The 22,745-nt window shown below is 70.8% G+C and carries 17 protein-coding genes; 8 read left to right on the top strand and 9 right to left on the bottom strand.

The annotated features are described in order from the left end of the window. Positions 1-13: 13 nt before the first annotated feature. Entirely contained in the window at positions 14-5,512 is a 5,499-nt protein-coding gene (locus ACFV9C_RS32090; RefSeq protein ID WP_380199300.1) for a carboxyl transferase domain-containing protein, read from the bottom strand. A 171-nt stretch (positions 5,513-5,683) separates the two neighbouring features. On the opposite strand from ACFV9C_RS32090, the gene ACFV9C_RS32085 reads away from it, so the two are divergent. Further along, complete coding sequence (locus tag ACFV9C_RS32085; RefSeq protein ID WP_380199299.1) at positions 5,684-7,051, top strand: FAD-binding oxidoreductase; 1,368 nt, start codon at positions 5,684-5,686, stop codon at positions 7,049-7,051. Here the strand turns inward: ACFV9C_RS32085 and ACFV9C_RS32080 are convergent. Beyond that, positions 7,035-7,736, bottom strand: a complete 702-nt coding sequence (locus tag ACFV9C_RS32080; protein WP_380199298.1) for a hypothetical protein — start codon at positions 7,734-7,736, stop codon at positions 7,035-7,037. The two genes, ACFV9C_RS32085 and ACFV9C_RS32080, sit on opposite strands and share 17 nt — an antisense overlap. Positions 7,737-7,847: 111 nt before the next feature. After that, positions 7,848-8,219, bottom strand: a complete 372-nt coding sequence (locus ACFV9C_RS32075) for a DUF5997 family protein (protein WP_380199297.1) — start codon at positions 8,217-8,219, stop codon at positions 7,848-7,850. Positions 8,220-8,286: 67 nt separating this feature from the next. Here ACFV9C_RS32075 and ACFV9C_RS32070 point away from each other — a divergent pair, with 67 nt between their 5' ends. Then, positions 8,287-8,949 (top strand): LysR family substrate-binding domain-containing protein, encoded by a 663-nt coding sequence (locus tag ACFV9C_RS32070; protein WP_380199296.1) that lies wholly within the window; start codon positions 8,287-8,289, stop codon positions 8,947-8,949. Positions 8,950-8,982: 33 nt separating this feature from the next. Next, positions 8,983-9,498, top strand: coding sequence for a VOC family protein (locus ACFV9C_RS32065; protein ID WP_380199295.1), 516 nt, complete (start codon positions 8,983-8,985; stop codon positions 9,496-9,498). On the opposite strand, the gene ACFV9C_RS32060 is transcribed toward ACFV9C_RS32065, so the two are convergent. Next, positions 9,495-11,420 (bottom strand): GMC family oxidoreductase, encoded by a 1,926-nt coding sequence (locus tag ACFV9C_RS32060; RefSeq protein WP_380199294.1) that lies wholly within the window; start codon positions 11,418-11,420, stop codon positions 9,495-9,497. The two genes, ACFV9C_RS32065 and ACFV9C_RS32060, sit on opposite strands and share 4 nt — an antisense overlap. A gap of 33 nt (positions 11,421-11,453) precedes the next feature. On the opposite strand from ACFV9C_RS32060, the gene ACFV9C_RS32055 reads away from it, so the two are divergent. Beyond that, positions 11,454-12,224, top strand: coding sequence for an SDR family NAD(P)-dependent oxidoreductase (locus tag ACFV9C_RS32055; protein WP_380199293.1), 771 nt, complete (start codon positions 11,454-11,456; stop codon positions 12,222-12,224). Between the two features lie 45 nt (positions 12,225-12,269). Beyond that, entirely contained in the window at positions 12,270-13,367 is a 1,098-nt protein-coding gene (locus tag ACFV9C_RS32050; protein ID WP_380199292.1) for an aldo/keto reductase, read from the top strand. Here ACFV9C_RS32050 and ACFV9C_RS32045 read toward each other — a convergent pair. Genes ACFV9C_RS32045 through ACFV9C_RS32035 form a run of 3 tightly spaced genes read right to left on the bottom strand, consistent with a single transcriptional unit; the run spans position 13,354 to position 15,900 of the window. Beyond that, on the bottom strand, positions 13,354-13,938 hold the full coding sequence (locus ACFV9C_RS32045) for a TetR/AcrR family transcriptional regulator (protein ID WP_380199291.1): 585 nt from the start codon (positions 13,936-13,938) through the stop codon (positions 13,354-13,356). The two genes, ACFV9C_RS32050 and ACFV9C_RS32045, sit on opposite strands and share 14 nt — an antisense overlap. A 16-nt stretch (positions 13,939-13,954) precedes the next feature. Further along, positions 13,955-14,899: an aldo/keto reductase gene (locus tag ACFV9C_RS32040; protein ID WP_380199290.1), complete on the bottom strand. Its 945-nt coding sequence runs from the start codon at positions 14,897-14,899 to the stop codon at positions 13,955-13,957. Beyond that, positions 14,899-15,900 (bottom strand): hypothetical protein, encoded by a 1,002-nt coding sequence (locus ACFV9C_RS32035; protein WP_380199289.1) that lies wholly within the window; start codon positions 15,898-15,900, stop codon positions 14,899-14,901. The genes ACFV9C_RS32040 and ACFV9C_RS32035 overlap by 1 nt, the downstream gene beginning before the upstream one ends. Before the next feature lie 62 nt (positions 15,901-15,962). Here ACFV9C_RS32035 and ACFV9C_RS32030 point away from each other — a divergent pair, with 62 nt between their 5' ends. The 3 genes from ACFV9C_RS32030 (at position 15,963) to ACFV9C_RS32020 (ending at position 18,905) form a co-directional block, all read left to right on the top strand. Then, on the top strand, positions 15,963-16,568 hold the full coding sequence (locus tag ACFV9C_RS32030) for a TetR/AcrR family transcriptional regulator (RefSeq protein ID WP_380199288.1): 606 nt from the start codon (positions 15,963-15,965) through the stop codon (positions 16,566-16,568). Positions 16,569-16,824: 256 nt separating this feature from the next. Beyond that, positions 16,825-17,307: a (2Fe-2S)-binding protein gene (locus ACFV9C_RS32025; RefSeq protein ID WP_380199287.1), complete on the top strand. Its 483-nt coding sequence runs from the start codon at positions 16,825-16,827 to the stop codon at positions 17,305-17,307. An 80-nt stretch (positions 17,308-17,387) separates the two neighbouring features. Then, positions 17,388-18,905: a DUF222 domain-containing protein gene (locus tag ACFV9C_RS32020; protein WP_380199286.1), complete on the top strand. Its 1,518-nt coding sequence runs from the start codon at positions 17,388-17,390 to the stop codon at positions 18,903-18,905. A 1,087-nt stretch (positions 18,906-19,992) separates the two neighbouring features. Here ACFV9C_RS32020 and cpt read toward each other — a convergent pair. Beyond that, on the bottom strand, positions 19,993-20,520 hold the full coding sequence (cpt, locus tag ACFV9C_RS32015; RefSeq protein ID WP_380199285.1) for a chloramphenicol phosphotransferase CPT: 528 nt from the start codon (positions 20,518-20,520) through the stop codon (positions 19,993-19,995). Beyond that, the gene (locus ACFV9C_RS32010; protein ID WP_380199284.1) at positions 20,505-22,682 is read right to left on the bottom strand and encodes an MFS transporter; all 2,178 of its coding nucleotides are present in this window, start codon (positions 22,680-22,682) and stop codon (positions 20,505-20,507) included. The genes cpt and ACFV9C_RS32010 overlap by 16 nt, the downstream gene beginning before the upstream one ends. Between the last annotated feature and the right edge of the window lie 63 nt (positions 22,683-22,745).

Here is a 22,745-nt window from a genome sequence, read left to right as displayed (position 1 = left end):
GCTAGACCACCGATCACTCTCCGGGTACCCCGGAATTGATTGCCTCGATCAACTTTGGCCGCAGTTCGCCGGCCTTGATCACCTCGTCGACCGACCCGACCTCGCGGGCCCGTTCGATGCTGTGCACCCGGTCGAACTCGGTCGCCACCTCGCCCAGTTTCTCTGCCCGTACGACGGTTCGGACGTCCGCGAGCTCCGTCGCGAGGGCGGCCCGTTCCGCGCCGGAGGCCTCGCCGACCCGCTCGGCCAGCGCCGCCACCCGCGGGTCCGCGGCGGTCCGCGCATCCACCTCGCCGGCGAAAACGACCGCGGCGGCCGGCGCGCCGCCGAGCACCGAGGCGAACGATCCCTCCACCGCGAGCACCGTCATCGACGGGTTCAGCGACTTCGAGAACACCACGAACGCGCCGCCGTGGTACCGGGAGACGACGCAGAACACGATCGGGCCCTGGAAGTTGACCATCGCGCGGCCGATCTCGGCGCCGTACTCGAGCTGCAGGTTCCGCATCGAGTCCGGCGAGCCGTCGAACCCGGACAGGTTCGCCAGCACCACCAGCGGCCGGTTCCCGCTCGCCGAGTTGATCGCCCGCGCGACCTTCTTCGACGACCGCGGGAACAGCGTGCCCGCGGTGTAAGTGTCCGGGCCGTCGGTGGGCGGGAAGCCCCGGCGCGGCACCGACCGGGACTCGATCCCGACCAGGCAGACCGGGAACCCGCCGAGCCGCGCGTCCACCACGACCGCGGTGTCGGCGTCCGCCATCCCGGCCCAGCGCTCCAGCACCGGGTGGTCCTGGTCGGTGACGGCCCGCATCAGCGTGCGGATGTCGAACGCCTTCTTCCGGTCCGGGTTGGTCGCCGCGGAGAAGATCTCGCCGACCGTCTTGAAGTCGCTCCCGGCCACGTCGTGCGGGTACGGCGTGACGTCGCGGTCCAGCGGGTCCGACGTCGGCGCCCGGCGCGGCCCGTGCTCGCCGGGGACGACGTACGTGTGGTCGTAGTACGTCATCAGCACGTCCCGCGCGCCCTTCAGGTCCGGCGCCCAGTACTGCGCCTGGCCGTTCGGGCCCATCACCCGGTCGTACCCGCCGATGCCGAAGTTGTCCTCGGCGGACACGCTGCCGGAGAAGTCGAGCGTCTGCTTGCCGGTCAGCACCATCGCGCTGTCCGGCGTCATCACCAGGATGCCCTTGGTGTGCATCAGCATCGTGGCCTCGGCGTTCCAGTACGGCTGCGCGCCGACGTTGATGCCCGCGACCACGACGTTGATCTCGCCGCCGGCCTGGGTGAACTCGACGATCCGCTTCAGCGCCTTCGCGACCCAGTCCATGTTCTCGGTGCCGGAGTCCATCGAGATCCGCGCGCCCGCCGACAGCGAGTACCACTCGACCGGGATCCGGAGCCGCTCGGCCAGGTCCAGCGCGGCGATGATCCGCGAGCACTCGGCCTCGGCGACCGCGCCGAGCGCCTTGGTCGGGTCGCCGCTCATCGCGACCCGGGTGACGCCCTCGGGGTACCGCTCGGTCGGCGTGGTGACGATGCCGACGATCAGGCCGGCCTTGTTCAGGCCCTTCGGCCGCTCGACCGGGACCAGGTTGCCGGCGTCGTCCAGATCGTGCTCGACGAACGAGCCGCCCTGGCCGGCCACCATGCCGCTGACCTCGTACGGGTAGATCGTGTTCCGCCGGCGGGACCGCTGCACCTTCTGCGCGTAGTCGTCGAGCGGCAGCAACCGCCCGGTCGGCGGCTGCTCGATCGACGTCACGACGCCGGCGCCGTGCTGGTAGTAGAACCGGGCCGCGACCGGGTTCACCGAGCCGTCCGCCGCCGCGACGTCGCCCTGCACCAGGACTTCCTCGATCCCGGCACCCGCGGTCATCGGGGCGATGTTGCGCTGCAGCGCGGTCACCTCGTCGATCTGGACGTCGACCACCGGCCAGATCTGCACCCAGACGTGGTTCATGTCCAGCTTCGCGCCGGCCGCGCCACGGGCGGTCCGGGCCCGGCGGATCGCCTCCAGGCAGTTCGCGATCGCGCGCTCGGCGTGCGGCAGCGAGGTGACCTGGCCGTCCTCGTCGCGGGCGACCGCGAACTGGCGGACCTGGGCCAGCGCGACCAGCCGCCGGTCGGCCTCGTTGTCGCGTGCGACGCAGTAGTACAGCAGCACGTCCTCCGGCGCCTCCAGGCGGGTGATCCGGAAGTCGCGCAGCCGCCACAGGTTCAGCCGGCGGCCGACCATCGGGTGGACGCCGCGGACGTTGTCGTCCTCGGCCATCGAGCCACCGGCCGGGCGGTACGTGAAGTACGAGACCGGCCGGCCCTGGCCCGGGGCGACCGCGACCGAGATCCGCCGTACTCGCTGGGCGATCGGCAGGTCGGCGACCATCCGGCGGTACAGGTCGGCGGCGTCCTGCTGCGACTCCGGGAGGTCCGGGCCGTACAGGTACAGCTCGACGACGGCCTCGTGGCCCGCCGTACGGGCGTCGATCCGGTCGGTCAGCGCCCGCGACAGCGCACTGCCCGGGTCGGCCAGCTCGGCGACCGTTCCGACCGTGGTGACCAGGTGGCTCGGCTTGTTGTCGATCGAGTAGTCGGCGGTCGCGAACGGCCGTCCGTCGACCGCGAACGCACGCAGGTCGTGCAGCTCGTACTCGCGGTAGTGCCGGCGGATCAGGACCTCGAGCATCGGCTCCTGCTCGCCCCAGCCGTGCTCCAGCCGCTGCGCGAGGAACCGGACGATCGGCTCCGGGATCGCCGCCAGCGCGTCGATCCGCTGCTGCCGGTCCGGCGCGTCCAGGCGGGTGGCCAGGTCGGCGACCTCGTCGCTGACGCCCGCGATGATCGACGCCCGCTCGGCGTCCACCTGCGGCTGGTCGAACCACCGGAACCGCACACTCCGGGCCAGGTCGCCGACCACCGGGAACCGCAGCTGCGTGGCCGGCACCAGCCGGTCCAGCAGATCGTGCACGCACTCGTCCAGCGGCGCGTCCGGCAACGGCTCGGCGATCCACCGCTGCAGCACGGAGGTGACCAGCAGTACGTCGGGGGTCGACCGCAGCTGCGCCAGGAAGATCCGGAAGACCGCTTCCTCGAGCTCGGGGCTGCGCTCCAGCCCAGTCACGCCGTAGTGGCTGAGCACCCGGCTCAGCCGCGACTGGAACTCTGCCGGCAGCCCGCCGCGATCCGGGTCGAGGCTCTGCAGGTACGTGTGGAAGTACTCGCGCGGGCTGTGTACCCGGTTCTCGATCGTGGTGTCGGTACCGGCCGGCCGGTTCCGGCTCAGCTCGGCGAAGTCCGCGAACACCGCCAGCAGCTCGATCTCCGCGGCCACCGGCGGCTCGTCCAGCTCGGCCCGCGCGGCGAGGTAGCCGGCCAGCATGCCGCCCTCGTCCTGCGGGTCGATGTCGAACCCGAGCAGCATGCTCCGCAGGTCGTCCAGCCCCCGCTCCGCCCGCTCGGCCGCGGACTTCTCGCCGGTCCCGTTCGGCAGATCCAGCTGTACGCCGTTGTGCACCGGCGCTGCTTCTTCGGCGGCGGACTCGTCCGCGGCCGGCTCCAGCCGGAGCAGCGGCGCGCCCGTCTCCACCTGGCTGCCGGTCGAGACCTGCAGCTCCTTCACGGTGGCCTTGAACGGCGCGTACAGCACCGTCTCCATCTTCATCGACTCGAGCACCAGCACCGGCGCACCGGCCTCGACCTCGGCCCCGGCCTGTACCGGCGTCGCCACCACGAGCGCCGGCGCAGGTGACCGCAGTACGCCGCCCTCGTCGCGGCTGACCCGGTGGGTGACGCCGTCGACCTCGACCAGGTGCACCGGGCCGTGGGTCGCGGTCACCAGCCGGAACCGCTGCCCGCCGACGACCAGGCGGCTCGTGTACTCGTCCAGCCGTTCGAGCTCGGCGTCCACGATCTTCAGCTCGCCGTTCCCGACGCCGACCCGGAACCGCTCGGGCCCGATCCGCGCCACGGTCACCTGGTAGCTCGCGCCGCGCAGCTTCAGGTCGATCGCGCGGCCGACCTCGTGCTGCACCTGCGGACGGCCGCCGTGCGCGGTCTCGAACAACCGGACGCGCTCGACCTGCTCGGCGTCCTCGTACCCCTCGATCGCGGCCGCCACCAGCGCGATCCCGGAGTGCCGGTGCGAGACCAGCCGGCCCTCGCCGCGGACCCGGTCGATCCAGCCGGTGTCGGCGCTGCCGTCGATCACCTCTGGCTGGTCGAGCAGCTCGAGGATGAAGCTCTTGTTGGTCGCGCCGCCCTCGATCAGTACGGTCGTGGCCCGCATCGCGCGCCGCAGCCGGGCCAGTGCCTCCTCGCGGGTGCGCCCGTACCCGATGATCTTCGCGATCATCGAGTCGAAGTCGGCCGGGATGCTGTCGCCGGCGCTCACGCCGGTGTCGACCCGGATCCCGGGACCGGCGGGCAGATCGAGTACGACGATCTTGCCCGGCGACGGGGCGAAGTCGCGGTCCGGGTCCTCGGCATTCAGCCGGGCCTCGACCGCGTGCCCGCTCTCCACCGGCTTCGGGCCCTCCAAGCGGCCGCCGGACGCGACGTGCAACTGGGCCTTCACCAGGTCGAACCCGGTGGTCAGCTCGGTGATCGGGTGCTCGACCTGCAGCCTGGTGTTCACCTCGAGGAACGCGAACGACTTCTCGCCCGGGTGGTACAGGAACTCGACCGTCGCCGCGCCGCGGTACCCGACCGCGATCGCGAGCCGCTCGGCCGACGCCTTCAGGTCCTCGACCTGGGACGCGGCCAGCAACGGCGACGCCGACTCCTCGATCACCTTCTGGTTGCGGCGCTGCACCGAGCAGTCCCGGACGCCGAGCGCCCACGCCGTACCCTCGCCGTCGGCGATCACCTGGACCTCGACGTGCCGGGCGCCGGTGACCAGGCGCTCCAGGAACACGATGCCGCTGCCGAACGCGCGGGCCGCCTCCTCGCTGGTCCGCGCGTACGCGTCGGAGAGCTCGTCGGCGGAGCGGACCACCCGGATACCGCGGCCACCGCCGCCGGCCGTTGCCTTGAGCATCAACGGGTAGCCGATCCGGTCGGCCGCCGCCAGCGCGGCGTCCAGCGACTCGACCGCGCCGCGGCTCCACGGCGCCACCGGTACGCCGACCTCCTCGGCGATCAGCTTCGAGCCGATCTTGTCGCCGAGCTTGCGCATCGCCTCGGCCGACGGGCCGATGAACGTGACGCCGATCCGGTCGCACAGCTCCGCGAACGCCGGGTCCTCGGCGACGAAGCCCCAGCCGACCCAGGCGGCGTCCGCCCCGGTCTCCAGCAGCGCGCGTTCCAGCACCGCCAGGTCCAGGTACGGCCGGGCCGCCGCCGGGCCGAGCGGATACGCGATATCGGCGGACCGTACGAACGTAGCCGTGCGCTCGCCGTCGGTGAACAAGGCCACGGTTTCGATCGGGTCACCGCCCTCGGCGTTGACTTCCCGGACCGCGTTGATCAGCCGCATCGCGGCTTCTCCCCGGTTCACTATTGCGATACGCTTGAACATAGACCGCCTCCGTGTCTCACCCTGCGTCCGCCAACGGGATCGCCGTCGCTGGCACAGGCTTTCAGGCTTGGGCTGTTACCGTCGAGTCGGCCCCCTTCTGAGGCGTGTTCTCAGCTCTGCTAAAGCATGACCCTGACGTGCGGAAAACTGCCGCGCAGGAGGGGAAATCACATGACTGAGGAACTGATCGCCCGGCTACGCAACGAAGTCGCCGGACCTGTACTGACGCCCGCCGACGAGGGGTACGCCGAGGAGCTGTCCGGCTTCAACCTGGCGGTCACGCACACCCCGGACGTCGTGGTCGGGCTGACGTCCGAGGACGACGCCGTCGCCGTCGTACGGGCCGCCGCCGAGACCGGTACGCCGGTCCGCGTGCTGGCCACCGGCCACGGCATCCCGAACCCGATGCGGGGCGGGATCGTCGTCACCACGACCCGGATGACCGGCGTGACCGTCGACGCCGAGACGCAAACCGCGCACGTCGACGCGGGCACCCGCTGGGCCGAGGTGATCGCGGCCGCCGCACCGCACGGACTCGCACCGATCACCGGCGGGTCCGACGCGGTCGGCTGCATCGGCTACACCCTCGGCGGCGGCCTCGGCCCGCTGGCCCGCACGTACGGTTTCTCGTCCGACTGGGCGCGCAGCTTCCGCGTCGTGACGGCGACCGGCGCGGTGACCGCGAGTACGACCGAGAACGAGGAACTGTTCTGGGCGTTGCGCGGCGGCAAGGGCGGCTTCGGCATCGTCACCGCGATGGACTTCGCACTGGTCGAGCTGAGCACGCTGTACGGCGGCTCGGTGTTCTTCGACGCCGAGCACATCGCGCCGGTGTTCGGCACCTGGACCGAGTGGACCAAGACGCTCCCCGAGGAGGCGAACTCGTCGGTCGTCGTCCTGCGACTGCCGCCGCTCGAGTTCATCCCGGCACCGCTGCGCGGCAAGACCGTGCTGAGCGTCCGGTTCGCGTACGTCGGCGACGCCACCGAGGGCAAGCGCCTGTTCCAGCCGATCCGGGACGCCGGCACGACGCTGATCGACGCGGTCGGCGAGATGTCCGCGGCCGACATCGCGCTGATCCACAACGACCCGAAGGACCCGACGCCGTCGTGGGACCGCGGGCTGATGCTCGACGAGCTGGACGCGGACTTCGTCGCGGCGTTCCTGGACGCGGCCGGCCCGGACCAGCAGCTGCCGCTGGTCGCGGTCGAGGTCCGGCACCTCGGCGGCGCGACCGAGCGCGACGTACCGGAGGGCAGCGCCGTCGGCGGGCGCGGCGGTGCCTGCACGATGACGCTGATCGGCGTACCGGACCCGAACCTGTTCGAAAAGGTGCTGCCGGCAACGGTCGACGAAATCCTCGGCAAGCTGGCGCCGTGGGTGTGTGCGGAGACCACGGTGAACTTCGCCGGCGGGTTCGCGCTGCCCGGGTCGTACGAGGCGGCCTGGCCGGCCGACACGTTCGCGCGGCTGGTGGCGGTGCGGTCGGCGTACGACCCGGACGGGGTGTTCCCGTACGGGCCTACTCCGCGGCGTTGACGGCCATCAGCCACTCCGCGCTGACCACCCGGTAGCCGAGCTTGTACAGCCCGCGCAGGATGCCGGGCACATGCGCGGCGCCGTACACGACCGCCACCTCGATGTCGTCGCCCACGCGCTCGCGGACGATCTCCGCGAGCGCCTGGACGGCGCGGCCGTCGCGGCGGTCCAGGACCAGGTCGAGGAAGCGGTCCCACTTCTCGTCGAGCAACTCCTCCTCCCGGGTCGGGAGGTCGTTGACCTCGATGTTCCGCGACAGCAGCGCCCGGCGGCCGGCGAAGAAGTGCCCGATCGACGTCACCGGGACGGCGGCCCAGGTGAGAGCCTTGGTCTGCCACGGGAGCTCCTGGAACCCTTCCTGGAACTCGGCGCCGGTCAGGTCCGGCGTCACGAACGGTACGCCGAGCTCGCCGTACGGGATGTCGTCCTCGACCAGCCCCGAGTCGTCGGCGACCGGCATCACCCGGTAGGTCATCGTCAGGCCTTCGACGGCCGTCGACTCGCCCGTGATGCCTTCCACCACGAGCAGGTCGCTCGCCCGCAGGCGGGTCTCGACCTCGCGGTAGAACTGCGGCTCCGCGACGTGCAGCATCGGGTACACGACGATCTCCGGTCCCCCGGCCCGCCTGGTCAGCCGCAGTACGGCCGACCGTGTGCCCACGATGCTGTTCTCGATGATCTGCATCGCCCCCACCCCCTGGTGACAGTGTCGGTTCCGTCCGGGGTCAAAATGGAAAGCAACGGCCGCGGCTTCCGCCGCCTTCGGGTGCGGATCAGCTGAATCCTCCGGCGGCGGCTACGACCGGGGCTTCTTCTTCAGCTCGGCCTCCTGCCGACGGACCTCCGCCTGAGTGGCACGCTCGTGCTCCAGCCAGTCGGGGTTCTCGTCGCGGATGGCTTCGATCTCGTCGGTGGTGAGCGCCTCGGTGACCCCGGCGCGCGCCAACCCACTGATCGAGACGCCGAGCCGCGCCGCGACCACCGACCGCGGATGCGGCCCGTTCTTCCGCAGCTCACGCAGCCACTCCGGCGGGTCGGCCTGCAGCGCGTTCAGCTCCTCCCGCGACACGACGCCGTCCTGGAACTCCGCCGGCGTGGCCGGCAGGTACACGTCCAGCTTCTTGGCCGCCGTCGCCGGTTTCATCGTCTGAGTCTTACGCGCCGTCATAGGGGCAGCGTAACGACCGCCTCACCACGCTCGGCGGGGTGGGTGCGCGCCCGGTAACCTCGGCTCCGTGACCGCATTCCGGCTGGGCTACGTCCCCGGCGTGACGCCCGCCAAATGGTCCCGGATGTGGACGGAGCGACTCCCCCGGATCCCCCTCGACCTCGTCCAGGTCACTGCCACCGAGGCCCCGGACCTGGTTCGGCGCGCCGAGCTCGACGCCGCACTCCTCCGCCTCCCGATCGACCGCACCGGCCTGCACGCGATCCCGCTGTACGTCGAGCAGACCGTGGTCGTCGTACCGAAGGACCACCTGATCACCGCCGCCGAGGAGATCACCGTCGACGACCTCGCCGACGAGCTGATGCTGCACCCGCGCGACGACGTCCTCGACTGGGCGCAGCCGCCCGGCCGGCTGATCGCGGACCGCCCGGCGCGGACCGCGGACGCGATCGAGCTGGTCGCCATGGGCACCGGCCTGCTGGTGGTCCCGCAGTCGCTGGCGCGACTGCACCACCGCAAGGACCTCACCTACCGGCCGCTGACCGGCGTACCCGAGTCGCAGGTCGCGCTCAGCTGGCCGGAGGACGCGACCGGCGAACTCGTCGAGCACCTGATCGGGATCGTCCGCGGGCGCACCGTGAACAGCTCCCGCGGCCCCGCCCTGCCCAAGCCGCGCGCCAAGACCAAGCCACGGCCCGCCCCGCAGAAGAAGCCCAGACGCCGGCGCTAGAAATAAGTTGAGTCTTCAACTACCATGGTGGACATGGCGATCTTCCGGTTGAACCACGCGGTGTTGTACGTACGTGACGTCGAGGCGAGCGTCGCGTTCTACCGAGACGTGCTCGGCTTCGGGTACACCGAGACCGGCGACGCGATCCCCGGCGCGGCGTTCCTGCGCGCCCCCGGGTCGGCCAACGACCACGACCTCGGCCTGTTCCAGATCGGCTCCCAGGCGGGCCCGTCGGGCGCCGGGCGGACGAGCGTCGGGCTGTACCACCTGGCCTGGGAGGTCGACACCCTCGGCGACCTCGAGTCGCTCGCCGGGGCCCTGAGCGCGGCCGGCGCACTGGTCGGCGCGTCCGACCACGGCACCACCAAGTCCCTGTACGGCAAGGACCCCGACGGCCTCGAGTTCGAGATCGTCTGGATCATCCCCGCCGACCTCCTCACCGACGCCGACCGGAACAAGGCGGGCATCTCCCGCCTCGACCTCGCCGCCGAACTGGCGAAGTACGGCCCTGAGGCCCGCAGCGGCGTCGGCATCTCCCGGATCGGCTAGCCCACAATCCCCTCAGCCGTACGGAGTGCGGTGGCCAGGACTGTGAGGACCGGGTTCACGCCGCCGTTGGTGACGTGGACCGAGGCGTCGGTGATCCAGAGGTTGTCGTGGCCCCAGACGCGGCCGTGTGGGTCGGTGACCGAGTGGGCCGGGTCGCCGCCCATTCGGCACGTCCCGGCCTGGTGCTGGCCAGTGCTCGGGTGACTGAGGCTCCCGAGTTCACCAATCGACGTACGGGCCGCGCCGGCCTCCTCCAACCATGCCTGGGCCTTCGCGCTCATGAACTGGTGCGCCCGAGCGTCCTCGGGGTGGATCGACCCGCTCGTCACGACCACGGGGTTTCCGTACCGGTCGACGACGGACGGGTCGACCCGCACCCGCGACTCCGCCGACGTCACCTCCTGGATCGGCCCCACCACCCGCAGCATCCGCCGTACCGCGTGCCGCATCCCCGCCACACTCTCCGCACCGGCCGCCGGAATCATCCCGGCCGCGGTCAGATAGTCGTACGTCGCCGCGGGCGTCGGCACGAACTCGTTGGCAAGCATCCCGCCCCCAACAATCCCGTCGTTCCCGTGCCGGAAGTCGCACGTCGCGATCGACACCCCAGGCCCGACGAGATCAACCACCTCGTCCTCGAACAGCCCAAGCGCACCGGCATACACATGCGCCTGCAGATGCCGCCCGACCTGATCCTGGTTGTTCCCGATCCCATCCGGCTCACCGTCGTGCGCACTGTTCAGCAACAACCGCGGCGTCTCCGAAGCACCAGCCGCAACCACCACCTCCGCGCATGACACGGTCCGCCGGCCGTCACCACTCACCAGCGCAACACCCACGACGCGCCCGCCCGAGTCAGTGACCAGCCGCTCAGCGGTAACCCCGGTCACGAGCGCACAGTTTCCGGTCGCCAGCGCAGCCGGCAGCGCCGTGTTGTGCGTCCCGGCTTTCGCCTCGACCGGGCAAGCAAACCCAACACACTGACCACACCGCACACACCCCGAACGCCCTTGATAGTCGACCGAGTTGATCAGCAGCGGTACGTCGAGCGTCCCCCACCCCAACCGCTCCGCGGCCGCAGCCAACAACTCCCCCGCCACAGTGCGTGGCATCGCCGGCATCGGCAACGGAATCGACCGCGCCTCATGCCACGGATCCGTACCCCCGCCACTCACCCCGAACCGCTGCTCCGCCAACGAGTAGTACGGCTCCAGCTCGTCGTACGTGATCGGCCAGTCCGCCAGCGCGCTCCCCTCAGGTACGCCGTACGTCGTCGCCATCCGGAAGTCCCGCGGCACGAACCGCCAGGCCTGCGCGCCGTACACCCGGGTCCCACCGCCGACCGTGAACGCGTTGTTCCCCCACGCGCCGTCCGACGGCAACACCTGCTGCCGTACGCCGTCCACGACCGCGACCCGCGGCCGCCCCGCCGGGTCCGGATCGGTCGGCGCCGGCAGCCCGAGCGTCGACCGCGGGTTCCGCAGATGACCGTGCGCGAGCGCCTCCGTCGACGGGTAACCACCCATCTCGACAACCAGCACGGACCGCCCCGACTCCGCCAGCACCTGAGCCGCCGCACCACCACCGGCACCCGACCCGATCACCACACAGTCGTACCGCTCCCCGATCGCCGCCCACGGCGTCACAGCCAGCGAAGTCCGCACCTCCGCGAACTCGCCCGTCCGCCACCCCACCCGCTCCCAGGCGGCAGGCTCCGCGTAGTACCCCTGCGCCACCAGTCCGGTCAGCCAGGCCCGATCATCACCGCTCAAGGCCTGCTCGACCCGCCCACGCCAGTCCGGCCGGTCCTCGGTCAGCACCCGCTCGACAAACGCGACCGCAGCCCGCTGCCACCCCTCCCCCGGAACCACAGACTCCGCCAACCGCTCGAGCTCACGCCGCTGCTGCTCAGACAGGTGCACCCCGAAATCCTTGCACGCACTACCGTTTGGCGCATGGGTGAACTCTTCGGCCTGTCGGGTCAGGTAGCGGTGGTGACCGGGTCGAGTCGTGGGATCGGGCTGGCGATCGCGCGAGTGTTGCTCGGGCAGGGCGCGGCCGTGGTCCTGAACGGGTACGCGGCCGACGAGACCGCGGGCGCCTCGAGCGAGTTGTCCCAGGCGTTCCCCGGGCGGGTGGTGGCGCTCGCCGGGGACGTCGGCGAGGCGGAGGCCGGGCAGCGGCTGGTGGAGGCCGCGGTGGACGCGTTCGGCGGGCTGGATCATCTGGTCTGCAACGCGGGGATCGACATCATCAAGCCGGCCGTCGAGTACACGCCGGACGAGTGGGACCGGATCCTGACCGTGAACCTGCGCGGCGCGTTCCTCCCGGCGCAGGCGGCCGCGCGGTACTGGATCGCGCACCGGCGCGGCGGCTCGGTCACGATGACGTCCTCGATCGCCGGGCAGGTCGGCATCCCGGCGCTGGCGCCGTACGCCGCGAGCAAAGGCGGGATCAACCAACTGGTCCGGACGCTCGCCGCCGAGTGGGCGGAGCACGGGATCCGGGTGAACGCGGTCGCACCCGGGTACGTCGCGAACATCATGGACAGCGTCACCGCCCACGACGACCCCGCGTCGGACCGGCGGATCGCGACGTTCACGCCACTCGGACGGCGCGCCACGGTGGACGAGATCGCGGCGCCGTACGCGTTCCTCGCCTCGGCCGCGGCGGCGTACGTGACGGGTGCCGTCGTACCGGTCGACGGCGGGTACACGGCCACCTGAGAGTTTGTACTTGCCGGTCCATTTTTGCCGAGCAACCCTGTGGTCATGGCACTTGACGACTACTACCTGCTCGGGCGGTCCGGACTGCGCGTCAGCCGGCTGGCCCTGGGCACGATGAACTTCGGCCAGGACGGGTTCCACGCGCCGTACGGCAAGACCGAGGACGAGGCGCGGGCGATCTTCCGCGCGTACATAGATGCCGGCGGCAACTTCATCGACACCGCGGACTTCTACACCGCGGGCGAGAGCGAACGGATCGTCGGCCGGCTGATCGCCGAGGCCGGCGTCCGGGAGCGGATGGTGCTCACCACCAAGGCGACCAACAGCGTCGACGCCGGCGACCCGAACGCGGGCGGCAACAGCCGCAAGCACCTGATCCGCGCGCTCGACGACTCGCTGCGCCGGCTCGGCACCGACTACGTCGACCTGTTCCTGCTGCACACCTGGGACCGGATCACCCCGGTCGACGAGGTACTGCGGACCCTCGACGACCTGTCCCGCTCCGGCAAGATCCGGTACGCCGGGCTGTCCGACGTACCGGCCTGGTACGCCGCCCGCGCGCAGACGCTGGCCGACGCACACTCGCTGACGCCGATGGTCAGCCTGCAGCTGCCGTACTCGCTGATCGAGCGTGCGATCGAGACCGAGCACGTGCCGATGGCGCAGCAACTCGGCCTCGGCGTCACCGCGTGGAGCCCGCTCGGCGGCGGCTTCCTGACCGGGAAGTACCGGCGCGACGACGGGCAGCGGATGGCCGGCGAGGGACGGTTGACCGGGGACGGCGCGGCCGGGCAGAGCTGGACCGATCGGCAATGGGAGCTGCTGCCGGCGGTTCGCGAGGTCGCGGACAAGCTGGGCGTGACAATGGCGCAGGTCGCGGTGAACTGGGCCGCCACGCAGCCGGGCATCGCGTCCGCGATCGTCGGCGCGAGCAGCCCGGCGCAGCTCGAGTCGAGCGTCGCGGCGCTCGGGTTCGAGCTCCCGGCCGAGCTGCGGGTACAGCTCGACCAGGCGAGCGCCGTACCGCCGTCGTCGGTCTACCGGATGTTCACGCCGGAGTACCAGGGCTGGATGGTCAGTCCGGGCGCGAAGGTCGCCGACAAGCCGGCCGGATACCACCCGCCGGTGGTCAACTGGCGCTGAGGTAGTCCAGGCACAGATCCAGCGCGTACTCCAGATGCGTCGCCGAACCGGACGCCATCAGGATCGCGACACCACCCTGGATCGCCGCGATCAGCGCGGCCGAGGCACGGGCGGGATCCACGTCGGCACGGATCTCGCCCGCCGCCTGCATGTGCTCGATCCCCTGCCGCAGCCGCCGCTCCCACTGCGCGAGCAGCTGCCCGGTCACCGCCTGCGCGGCCGGCGTGTGGCGGCCGATCTCGGTGATCAGTACGCCGAGCGGACAGTTCACGCCCTGCCGCCGGTACTTCTCCACGACGACGTCCCGCCAGTCGTGCCAGGCGTCCCAGCTGGTGAGCTGCCCGAGGTGCGGCTCCTGGTCCTCGAGCACCTGCTCCGCCTCGCGTTCGGCGACCGCGAGCAGCAGCTGCTCCTTGCCGTCCGGGAAGTAGTGGAACAGCTGGCTCTTCCCGGTCCGGCTGCGCCGGCCGACGTCGTCCAGCTTGACCGCGTTGATCCCCCGCTCGCGGATCTCGGCCGCGGCCGCCGCCACGATCCGGTCCCGCGTCGCCACACCTTTCGCTGTCAGCACACCTCGAATGTACCTGTCAGTCCAACACCGGATGCGGTCGGTACGGCGCTTCCAGCCGAGCCCGCTCCGCCGCCGACAGCACCAGGCCGGCCGCGGCGACGCCGTCGTCGATGTGCCGCGTCTTCGTCGCACCGAGGATCGGCGCGGTCACCCCGACCGACCCCATCAGCCAGGCGAGCGCGATCTGCGCCGGCGGTACGTCGCGCTCGGCGGCCAGGGCGTGTACGGCGTCCACCACCTCGCGGTCGTTCGCGCCGTACAGGTCGTCGGCGACCGGGTCGCTGCCGGCTCGCGCCGTACTGCCGGTCCGGGCGAGCAGACCGCGGGCGAGCGGGCTGTACGGGATCACGCCGACGCCCTGGTCGACGCAGAGCGGGATCATCTCGCGCTCCTCCTCGCGGTACACGAGGTTGTAGTGGTTCTGCATCGCGACGAACGGGATCGGCGCGACGCGTTGGGCCTTCGCGAACTGCCACGCGGCCATGCTCGACGCGCCGAGGTACCGCGCCTTCCCCGCCCGGACGACGTCGGCGAGCGCGTCCATCGTCTCCTCGATCGGCGTCTCGTCGTCCCAGCGGTGGATCTGGTACAGGTCGACGTACTCGGTGCCGAGCCTTTTCAGGGACGCGTCGATCGCGTCCAGGATGTGCTTGCGGGACAGGCCGCGGTCGTTCGGACCGGGACCGGTCGGGTAGTACACCTTGGTGGCGAGCACGTAGTCCTCGCGGCGCGCGAAGAACTTCCGCAGCAGCCGGCCGGTCAGTTCCTCGCCGGTGCCCTTCGAGTACGCGTCCGCGGTGTCGAAGAACGTCACGCCCGCGTCGACCGCGCGCCGTACGATCGGCTCGGCCGCCTCCTCACCGAGGTGCCACTCGCGGGCGCCGCCGGTCCCGAAGCTCATCATCCCCAGGCAGATCCGCGACACCTTGAGACCGGTGCCGCCCAGCCGGACCTGGTCCATCAGCGGTCCGCGTTGAGCTCGGCGAGCTTGCCGAAGACCTGCTTCGGCGTCCAGTTCCCGTCGTCGTCGACGGCGACCAGGCCGTACGCCGCCAGATCCAGGTCGTGCCGCGGATCGCCGGGACGGTGCGGCAGCTCGAAGCCGGCGAAGCTGAACCAGAACGCGGCGGCGAGGTTGATCCGTTCGAACTCTTCGACGAGGTCGATCAGATACTCCACTTGTTCCTCCTCCCGTCGCTCGTACGGGCCGTCGAGCGCGGGCGGGTCGGACTTCGCGTCCACGATCGCCCAGCCGAGGCCGCCGCGATCGGCGGCGCCGCGGTACGTGCAGCAGCCGAACTCGGTCGCGACGACCGGCTTGCCCCATTTGCTGCGCGCCGCCAGCTCGTCGGTGAAGGTCGCGGCGTTCTGGGCGTCGCGGTAGGCGTCGACAGCGACAATGTCGAACAGGTCCCAGTTCACGTCCTCCCACAGGCCGGCGGCGTACGTGATCCGGCCCCCGAAGACCTTCCGGGCGGCGGCTGCGAGGTCGGCCTGGACGGTGGTCCAACGGGCCAGCCCGGCCTGGAACTCGCCGACCTTGACGGGGTCGGTCCAGGTCGCGGGGTCCGACATCAGCGCGATCCGCTCCTGCGAGGTCTCCCCCGGTACGAACCCCTTGCAGAAGAGCGTGAGCTCGCAGCCGAGGACCATCACCACGTCGCCGTTCTGCCGCAGGACCTCCGCGCGGGCCGCGCAGTCGGCGAGGAACGGTACGAACTCGGCCGGCTCCAGATCGACCGGCATCGGCGAGAACCACACCTCCAGCCCGGCGGCGAGGGCGGCCTCCGCGGCGGCCACCAGCCGGTCCGGGTTGTCGCCCGAGATCCGGACCGCCGGGGCATGCAGCTGCTCGGCGATCACGGTCATGTCGTTGCGTACTGCGTCGACGTCGAAGCGCCGGCGGGTGTTGCGGCCGCCGTACACGAAGCCCGTGTCGTAGTTCACCCCGATGGAAACCATGGTTGGCAGCCTACAACCGGAAGACATACTCGGTACATCTTTTTATCCAGTATGGTTACGCCGTGGAGCATCAGGGCCGCCGGGAGCGGAAGAAGGCCGAGGTCCGGGCACGGATCTCGGACGTCGCGACCGGCCTGTTCCTGGAGCGCGGATTCGACGAGGTGTCGGTCTCCGAGGTCGCCGAAGCGGCGGACGTGGCGCGACCGACCGTCTTCGCCCACTTCGCCCGCAAAGAGGACCTCTTCTTCGACCGCTACCCAGAGGCCGAGGCACTGGTCGTTGCCGCAATCAACGACCGTCCGGACGGTACGTCGGCAGTCGCGGCGCTGTCGGACCTACTGATCAAACTGTCCGACCAGGGGCATCCGCTGTCGACGATCCGCGCGCGCTTCCGGCGCTTCTGGGAGGTGGTGGCAGAGTCGCGGGCACTCCAGGCGCGGGCGCGCGAGCTGCTGCAACACCTCGAGGAGGCAATCGCCGAGGCGATGGAGCACACCGGCGTACCAGACCCCCAACTAACCGCAGCACTCACCGTCGCGGCCGTCCGGACTGTGCACCTCGAAGCAATCCGCCGAATCCTAGCCGCCGAGGACGAAACAGTAGTCGCAGCCGACTACCGCACCCGCCTCATCACCACCCTCGCAACCATCGCCGAACTCCACGACTGACGGCCTGGGCTGGCAGGTGCTGAGCGGTCGAAGAGCTGGCGGGCACGTGACGGACTGCCGTAGTTGCTAAAGAGAAGGCGTCGGCGTCACCAGAAACCCGTCCCGCATCGATTGCCGCGATCTCGCCCACGTCGGCGAACTTCCGACGCCACCAGCTGGACAGATCCTCGCGGATCGCATCGCCCAGACGCGGGCCTACCTCGGCGCCGCGAGCGGCCAGGACCCGTCGGCGATCGAAGTACGCGTCGCCGCCTCGGTGACCCACCTGGGCCTGGTTGCCCGCCTCATCTCCCCAGCCCTCGCCGCCGTCGTACTCGAGGACCGCGTCCCGAACCTCACCCTCGACCAACTCCACTGGCAGCCAGTCCTCGGTGGCGTCTTTCCCCTTTCCCTACCCCCGATCCCGCCTGCCGGGGGAGACCTGTACCGCGAACTCTTCGACGGCCCGCTGCCCGCGATCGCGCAGGCCTTCGAACTGTCGGACCACATACTGATCGGCAACGTCGCCTCAGCCGTCAACGGCGCCGCCACCGCCCTCTCCAATGCCGCGCTCTCCAACGCCGCGCCCACCCTCGCGGCCCGCGCCCACGCCGTCGCCACCGACCTGCTGTCCACCCCACCCCTCCGCGACGCCCACACCCCCAACCCTTTCCGCCGCCGCAGCTGCTGCCTCATCTACCGCGCCGCCCCCGATCGCGACGGCCCACTCTGCGGCGATTGCGTCCTCAACAAGCCATAAATCTGTGGATAACTATTTCCCTTGAAAATAAGGGGTTCCCGGCTTTGAAAACTGTCGGTGGTGCCAGCTAGAGTCTGTTCATGGACATTCTCGGCGGACGCACAGTGGTTGCCATCGGCAACCACGAGGTGCTGCCTGCCCTGGACAAGGTCCGTACCCAGATCGCCCGCCTGCGATCCGTCGAGTTGCAACTCATCGCCCGCGCCGAGACCGACGGCCTGCCCGAGGAAGTCGGCGCCCGCGACACCGTCGAACTCCTCACCGTCCGCCACCGCCGCGACCGCACCGAGGTCTCGCGCGACGTCCGCCTGGCCCGCGCGCTGCCCAAGTACCAGGCCGTGAACACCGCCCTGACCGGCGGCATCGAGTCGGCCGACGGCACCGTCCATCAGATGCAGATCGGCCACGCGGCCGCGATCATCACCGAACTCGAACGCGTCCGTGACCGCGTCCCGACCGAAACCCTCGACGTCACCGAGCAGCAACTGGTCGGCCTCGTCCCCACCCACACCCCCCAAGAACTCCGCACCGCCGCCAAACACCTCTGCGACCGGATCGACGCCGACGGCCCCGAACCCGAAGAACACAACGCCTATCAGCGCGAATCGTTGACGTTGACCACCGCCGAGAACGGGGTCAAGTTCCGCGGCTACCTCGCCAACGACAACGCCGAACTGCTGCGCGCGATCGTCCACGCCGGCGCCCGCCCCCACAAGACCGTCGACGGCGAACACGACCCCCGCCCCCGCGACAAACGCCAAGCCGACGCGCTCACCGCAGCGCTCACCGTCGCCACCAACGCCTGGGACACCGACACCGCCGGGCACGGCGCGAAGGCCAACATCACGGTGACCATCGACCTCGACGACCTGAAATCAGCCACCGCCCACGCCACCGGCCAAACCATCTACGGCGACGACCTGTCCGCCGCCACGATCCGCCGCCTGGCCTGCGACGCGAACGTCATCCCGCTCGTCCTGGGCTCGAACTCCGAACCCCTGGACGTCGGCCGCCGCGAACGCCTCGTCACCAGACACATCCGCCACGCCCTGATCGCCCGCGACCGCGGCTGCGTGGTCTGTGCAGCGCCGCCGGTAATGTGCGACGCCCACCACCTGACGCACTGGGTCGACGGCGGAGCCACCGCCCTCACCAACCTCGCGCTCCTATGCCGACGCCACCACGTCGACCTCCACAACGACCGCTGGACCATCACCATCACCAACGGCAAGGTCCACGTAGCCCGCCCCACCTGGGCCGACCCGGCACCCATCACCCCACCGGCGCACCCGCTCCTGCCCGAACCCGATCCTCCAACCGACGAATCACCACCCAAAACCCCACCCTCACCCGCACCCACGCCTGCACCTACGCCGCCAGGCGCCGTACCCGCCTGCCCTAAGCACCCCGACAACAACCCCAGCCCACCCGAACCCCACAACCCCTCAGACAACCCATGGGGCGACACAGACCCACCGACCCCACGAACCAACCGCTGGACAGCCGACGAAGCAACCCTCACCGCCGCAACCCGCTTCGCCGTCTGGGGAGACCGCACGCCCACCACCAGCGGCCCGCCCCCGTTCGCGACGATCTGACCAGCGGCCCCAGCCACCTCCACCGGATGCGCCGGACGCCTGCCGCTCTGGCACCCACTCGCCACCTCTCACAACCGCGGAACGGGCCCACTCGCCCGGTCGCGCGGTTGATGTCAGCTGTCGAGGCAGCCGTCAATCCGGCGGGCGCACCCGCAAAGCCGCAGACACCGGCCCGCGACCCACCCGCTCACGCAGGTGCTGTCAGCCCTCGAAGAACCCGACGACTACGTTCCTGGCAGCCGCGCGCCTGCCCGGAACCACCCGCTCACGCAGGTGCTGTCAGCCCTCGAAGAACCCGACGGCCACGTTCCTGGCAGACGCGCGTCTGCCAGGAACCCACCCGGTCGCGCAAGGGATGTCAGCTCTCGATCTAGCGGCCGCACACCGCAGGCACGCGTCTGCCCGCGACCTACTCCCTTGCGCGACGACTGTTACCTCCAGACGCAGCGCTTGAACTGGTCGCCGGCGTCACGGACGTACGACGACCTAGCGGTCCCACCCCACAGGCCGCACACGGCGGGCGTGTGCCTGCCCGCAACCCACCCGGTTGCGCGACGGCTGCCAACTCCAGACGCAGCGGACGATCTAGCACGCCTACCCCTACACGCCGCACACGGCGGGCACGCACCTGCCCTCAACCCACCCGGTTGCGCGGGTGCTGTCAGCTCTCGACGTACCCGACGACCACACGCCGCACGCATCCGCCCGCGACCCACGCGGTCCCGCACGCGTTGTCAGCTCTTGAGGTACCCAAACGCACACTGCAGGCGCGCCTGCCTGCGACCCACACCAGGTTGCGCGACGGTTGTCAGCTCCAGGCGCAGCCGACGAGCTAGTGGGCCTACCCAACAGGCCGCACACGGCGGGCGGCGCGTGCCCGCGGCCCAGCCGGTTGCGGCGACGGTTGTCGGCTCCAGACGCAGCCGAGGAGCTAGTAGGCCTACCCAACAGGCCGCACACGGCGGGCGGGCGCGTGCCCGCGCCCAGCCGGTTGTGGCGACGGTTGTCGGCTCCAAGGGCAGCTGGCGATCTAGTGGGCGTACGCCGCACGCATCTGTCCGCGACCTAGCCGGTTGGGCGGGGGTTGCTAGTTCGTGAGGTGCTCGGCGATCTGGTGGGCGAGGGTGAGCGACTCGGTGTGGGAGCTGTCTACTTCGACGTCGTACGTGACGCCTTCGTGGACGGCGTACGCCTGTTGTTCGGCCATGCCGCGGGTGCGGTCGCCTCGGGCGAGCTCGCGGCCGGCAGCGACTTCGGGGGCGCAGTGGACGCCGACGAAGACGGTTTCGAGGTTGCCGGCCGCGGTGCGCCAGCGTTGCTGGGAGGAGGCGCCGCCGAGGAACACGTCGTCTACGATCGCGCGGCCTCCGGCGCGGCACATGGCGACGATGCCGGCGGTCCAGGCGGCTTCGAGTTCGCGGAACGCCGGGCCGACCGACACCTCGCCGTTCGGGCCGAACTCGATGCCGCCGTTCATCACCGCGGGCAGCGCGTCGACGAAGTCGTCCACGCTGAGCGCGAGCCAGGGGTCTGGAAGCACCGCCTGCAGGCACCGGACGATGCCGGTCTTCCCGGAACTCGAGCCGCCGTTGATGATGATCAGTCGCGCTGCCACGTGCGCAAGGCTAGGGGTTGGGCGTCGGCGGTCTCGACCGGTTTACGGCGGGCGAGGCTGAGGACCGGTACGGCGAGCAGTTGGACGCCGGCGCAGATCAGGTACGCCGGTCCGTAGCCCCACACGTCTGCCGCGCGTCCGAGGGCCGGTTGTACGACGACCCCACCGGCGGAGCCGACCAGGTTGTCGAAGGAGAGAACGGTGGCGCGCTGAGCGGACGGGATGTGGCTGTTCAGGTAGGCCTGCCGGACGGGCATCATCGCGGCGAACATGCTCCCCCACGCCATCAACAACACCAACGCAACCCAGAAGGTCGTCACCACCCCGATCCCAGCAACAACCACCCCCGACACCACAATCGCCCCCATCAACATCCCCACCCTCCGATCCGCCCCTCCACTCCGCTCCGGGCCGGGATGGAACGCGAGCCCCCGCTTCACAGTCGGCTGGCTCGCATCCCCGCTCCCCCGAACTGTTCGACCGGCGGCCGCCCCCTCCAGCCTCAGATGGCCGGCGTCGCCACCCTCCAGTGTCAGGTAGGTCGCTCCCACCCCCTCCGCCGCTCGCCAGGGAACGCCCGCTCCCTCCACCGCCAGGTCCGCAGCGCCCATCCCCTCCAGCGTCAGGTGGGTGGCGCCCACCTCCTCCGCCGTTCGCCGGGCGGCGCCCGCTCCCTCCACCGTCTGGTGGGCGGCGGCCATTCCGTCGGCCGTTGGTTGGGCGGCGCCCGCCATCTCCAGGGTCAGGTCGGCTGTGCCAGCCCCCTCCACCGTTCGCCTGGCGGCGCCCGCCACCTCAAGCGTCAGGTGGGCAGCACCCGTCCCCTCCAGCGTCAGCTGGGTGGCGCCTACCTCCTCCGCCGTTCGCCGGGCAGCGCCCATCCCCTCCAGCGTCAGCTGGGTGGCGCCTACCTCCTCCGCCGTTCGCCGGGCGGCGCCCATCCCCTCTAGCGTCAGGTGAGTGGCGCCCACTCCGTCGGCCGTTGGCTGGGCGGCGCCCGTCATCTCCAGGGTCAGGTCGGCTGTGCCAGCCCCCTCCCCCGTTCGCCAGGGAGCAGCCCCCTCCGCCGTTCGCCGGGCAGCATCCAGCGCCTCCACCGTCGGGTGGGTGGCGCCCACTCCGCCCGCCGTTCGCTGGGCAGCACCCACGCCCTCCGGCGCCATGTGTGCGGCGCCCAGCCCATCCAGCGTCGGGTGGTCAGCGTCCGCCTCCTTCGGCATTGGGTGAGTGGCGGTCGTTCCGTCCGCTGCTGGGTGAGTGGCTGTCGTTCCGTCGGCGGTTGGATGGGGGGTGGCTTGTTTGTTGGGGGTGGGTTGGAGGAGGTGGGGGGCTAGGAGGCCGCCTGCTATTTGGGCGGCGGCTACTACGCCGGCGGAGAGGCCGGCTATGGCGTAGGACGTGGTGTGGCCGTAGAGGTGGAGGAGGTAGGGCTGGGCGGCGTAGAAGCCGTAGGCGCTGACGCCTGCGGTGAAGGGGCCGGCGAGGATCAGCCAGCGGACGCGGGGGTTGTGGAGGCCGTGGTGGAGGGAGGAGCGGACTATGCCGGTCATCTCGCCGCGGACGGAGACGCCTGTCTTGGGTGTGAAGCCGAGGTCGCGCATCGAGCGCCAGGCGACAGCGAACGTGGCCGTCAGCAACAGTGCCCGGGCGATGTACGGGGTCCCGAGGTTCGTCAGCTGGGCGAGTACGCCGCCGCCGATCGAGCCGGCCATCATCGCGATGCCGTTCGCCACCTGTCCCTTCGCGAACGCCGCGTCCAGCGACCCTTGGTACCCGGTCGCGTGCAGTCCGTCGACCAGCCAGGCCTCCGTCGCGCCGCTGAAGAACGTGAACCCGAGCCCGAGCAGCGCCGACACCACCGCCCACCACCCGAACCCGGCGTGCACCCGCCACAGCCACAGGTACAGCAGCGTCGTACCGAACAGCGTCGCCGTCCCCAGCAGGTACGACGCCCGCCGCCCGATCGTGTCCGCGACCACCCCGGTCGGGACCTCGAACAGCACCATCCCGACGGTGAAGAACGCGTTCGCGGCGAACGCCTGCCCGACGTTCAGGCCGGCGTCCAGCAGGAACAGCGTGTTGATGCCCCAGATCATCGACGACGCCCCCGTCGACACCGCGACCAGCGTCAGGTAGGTCCGCAGTACCCGTTCGGCTGTCATGTCCGGTACGTCGGAGCCGGGGCCGTGGGCTCGACATGCACTCCGATAGCTCCCGGGGCGGGT

This window comes from Kribbella sp. NPDC059898 (assembly GCF_042730855.1).
Classification (GTDB): domain Bacteria; phylum Actinomycetota; class Actinomycetes; order Propionibacteriales; family Kribbellaceae; genus Kribbella.
Note: the sequence above shows the minus strand (reverse complement) of the source record. Positions and strands in the feature narration are given on the sequence as shown.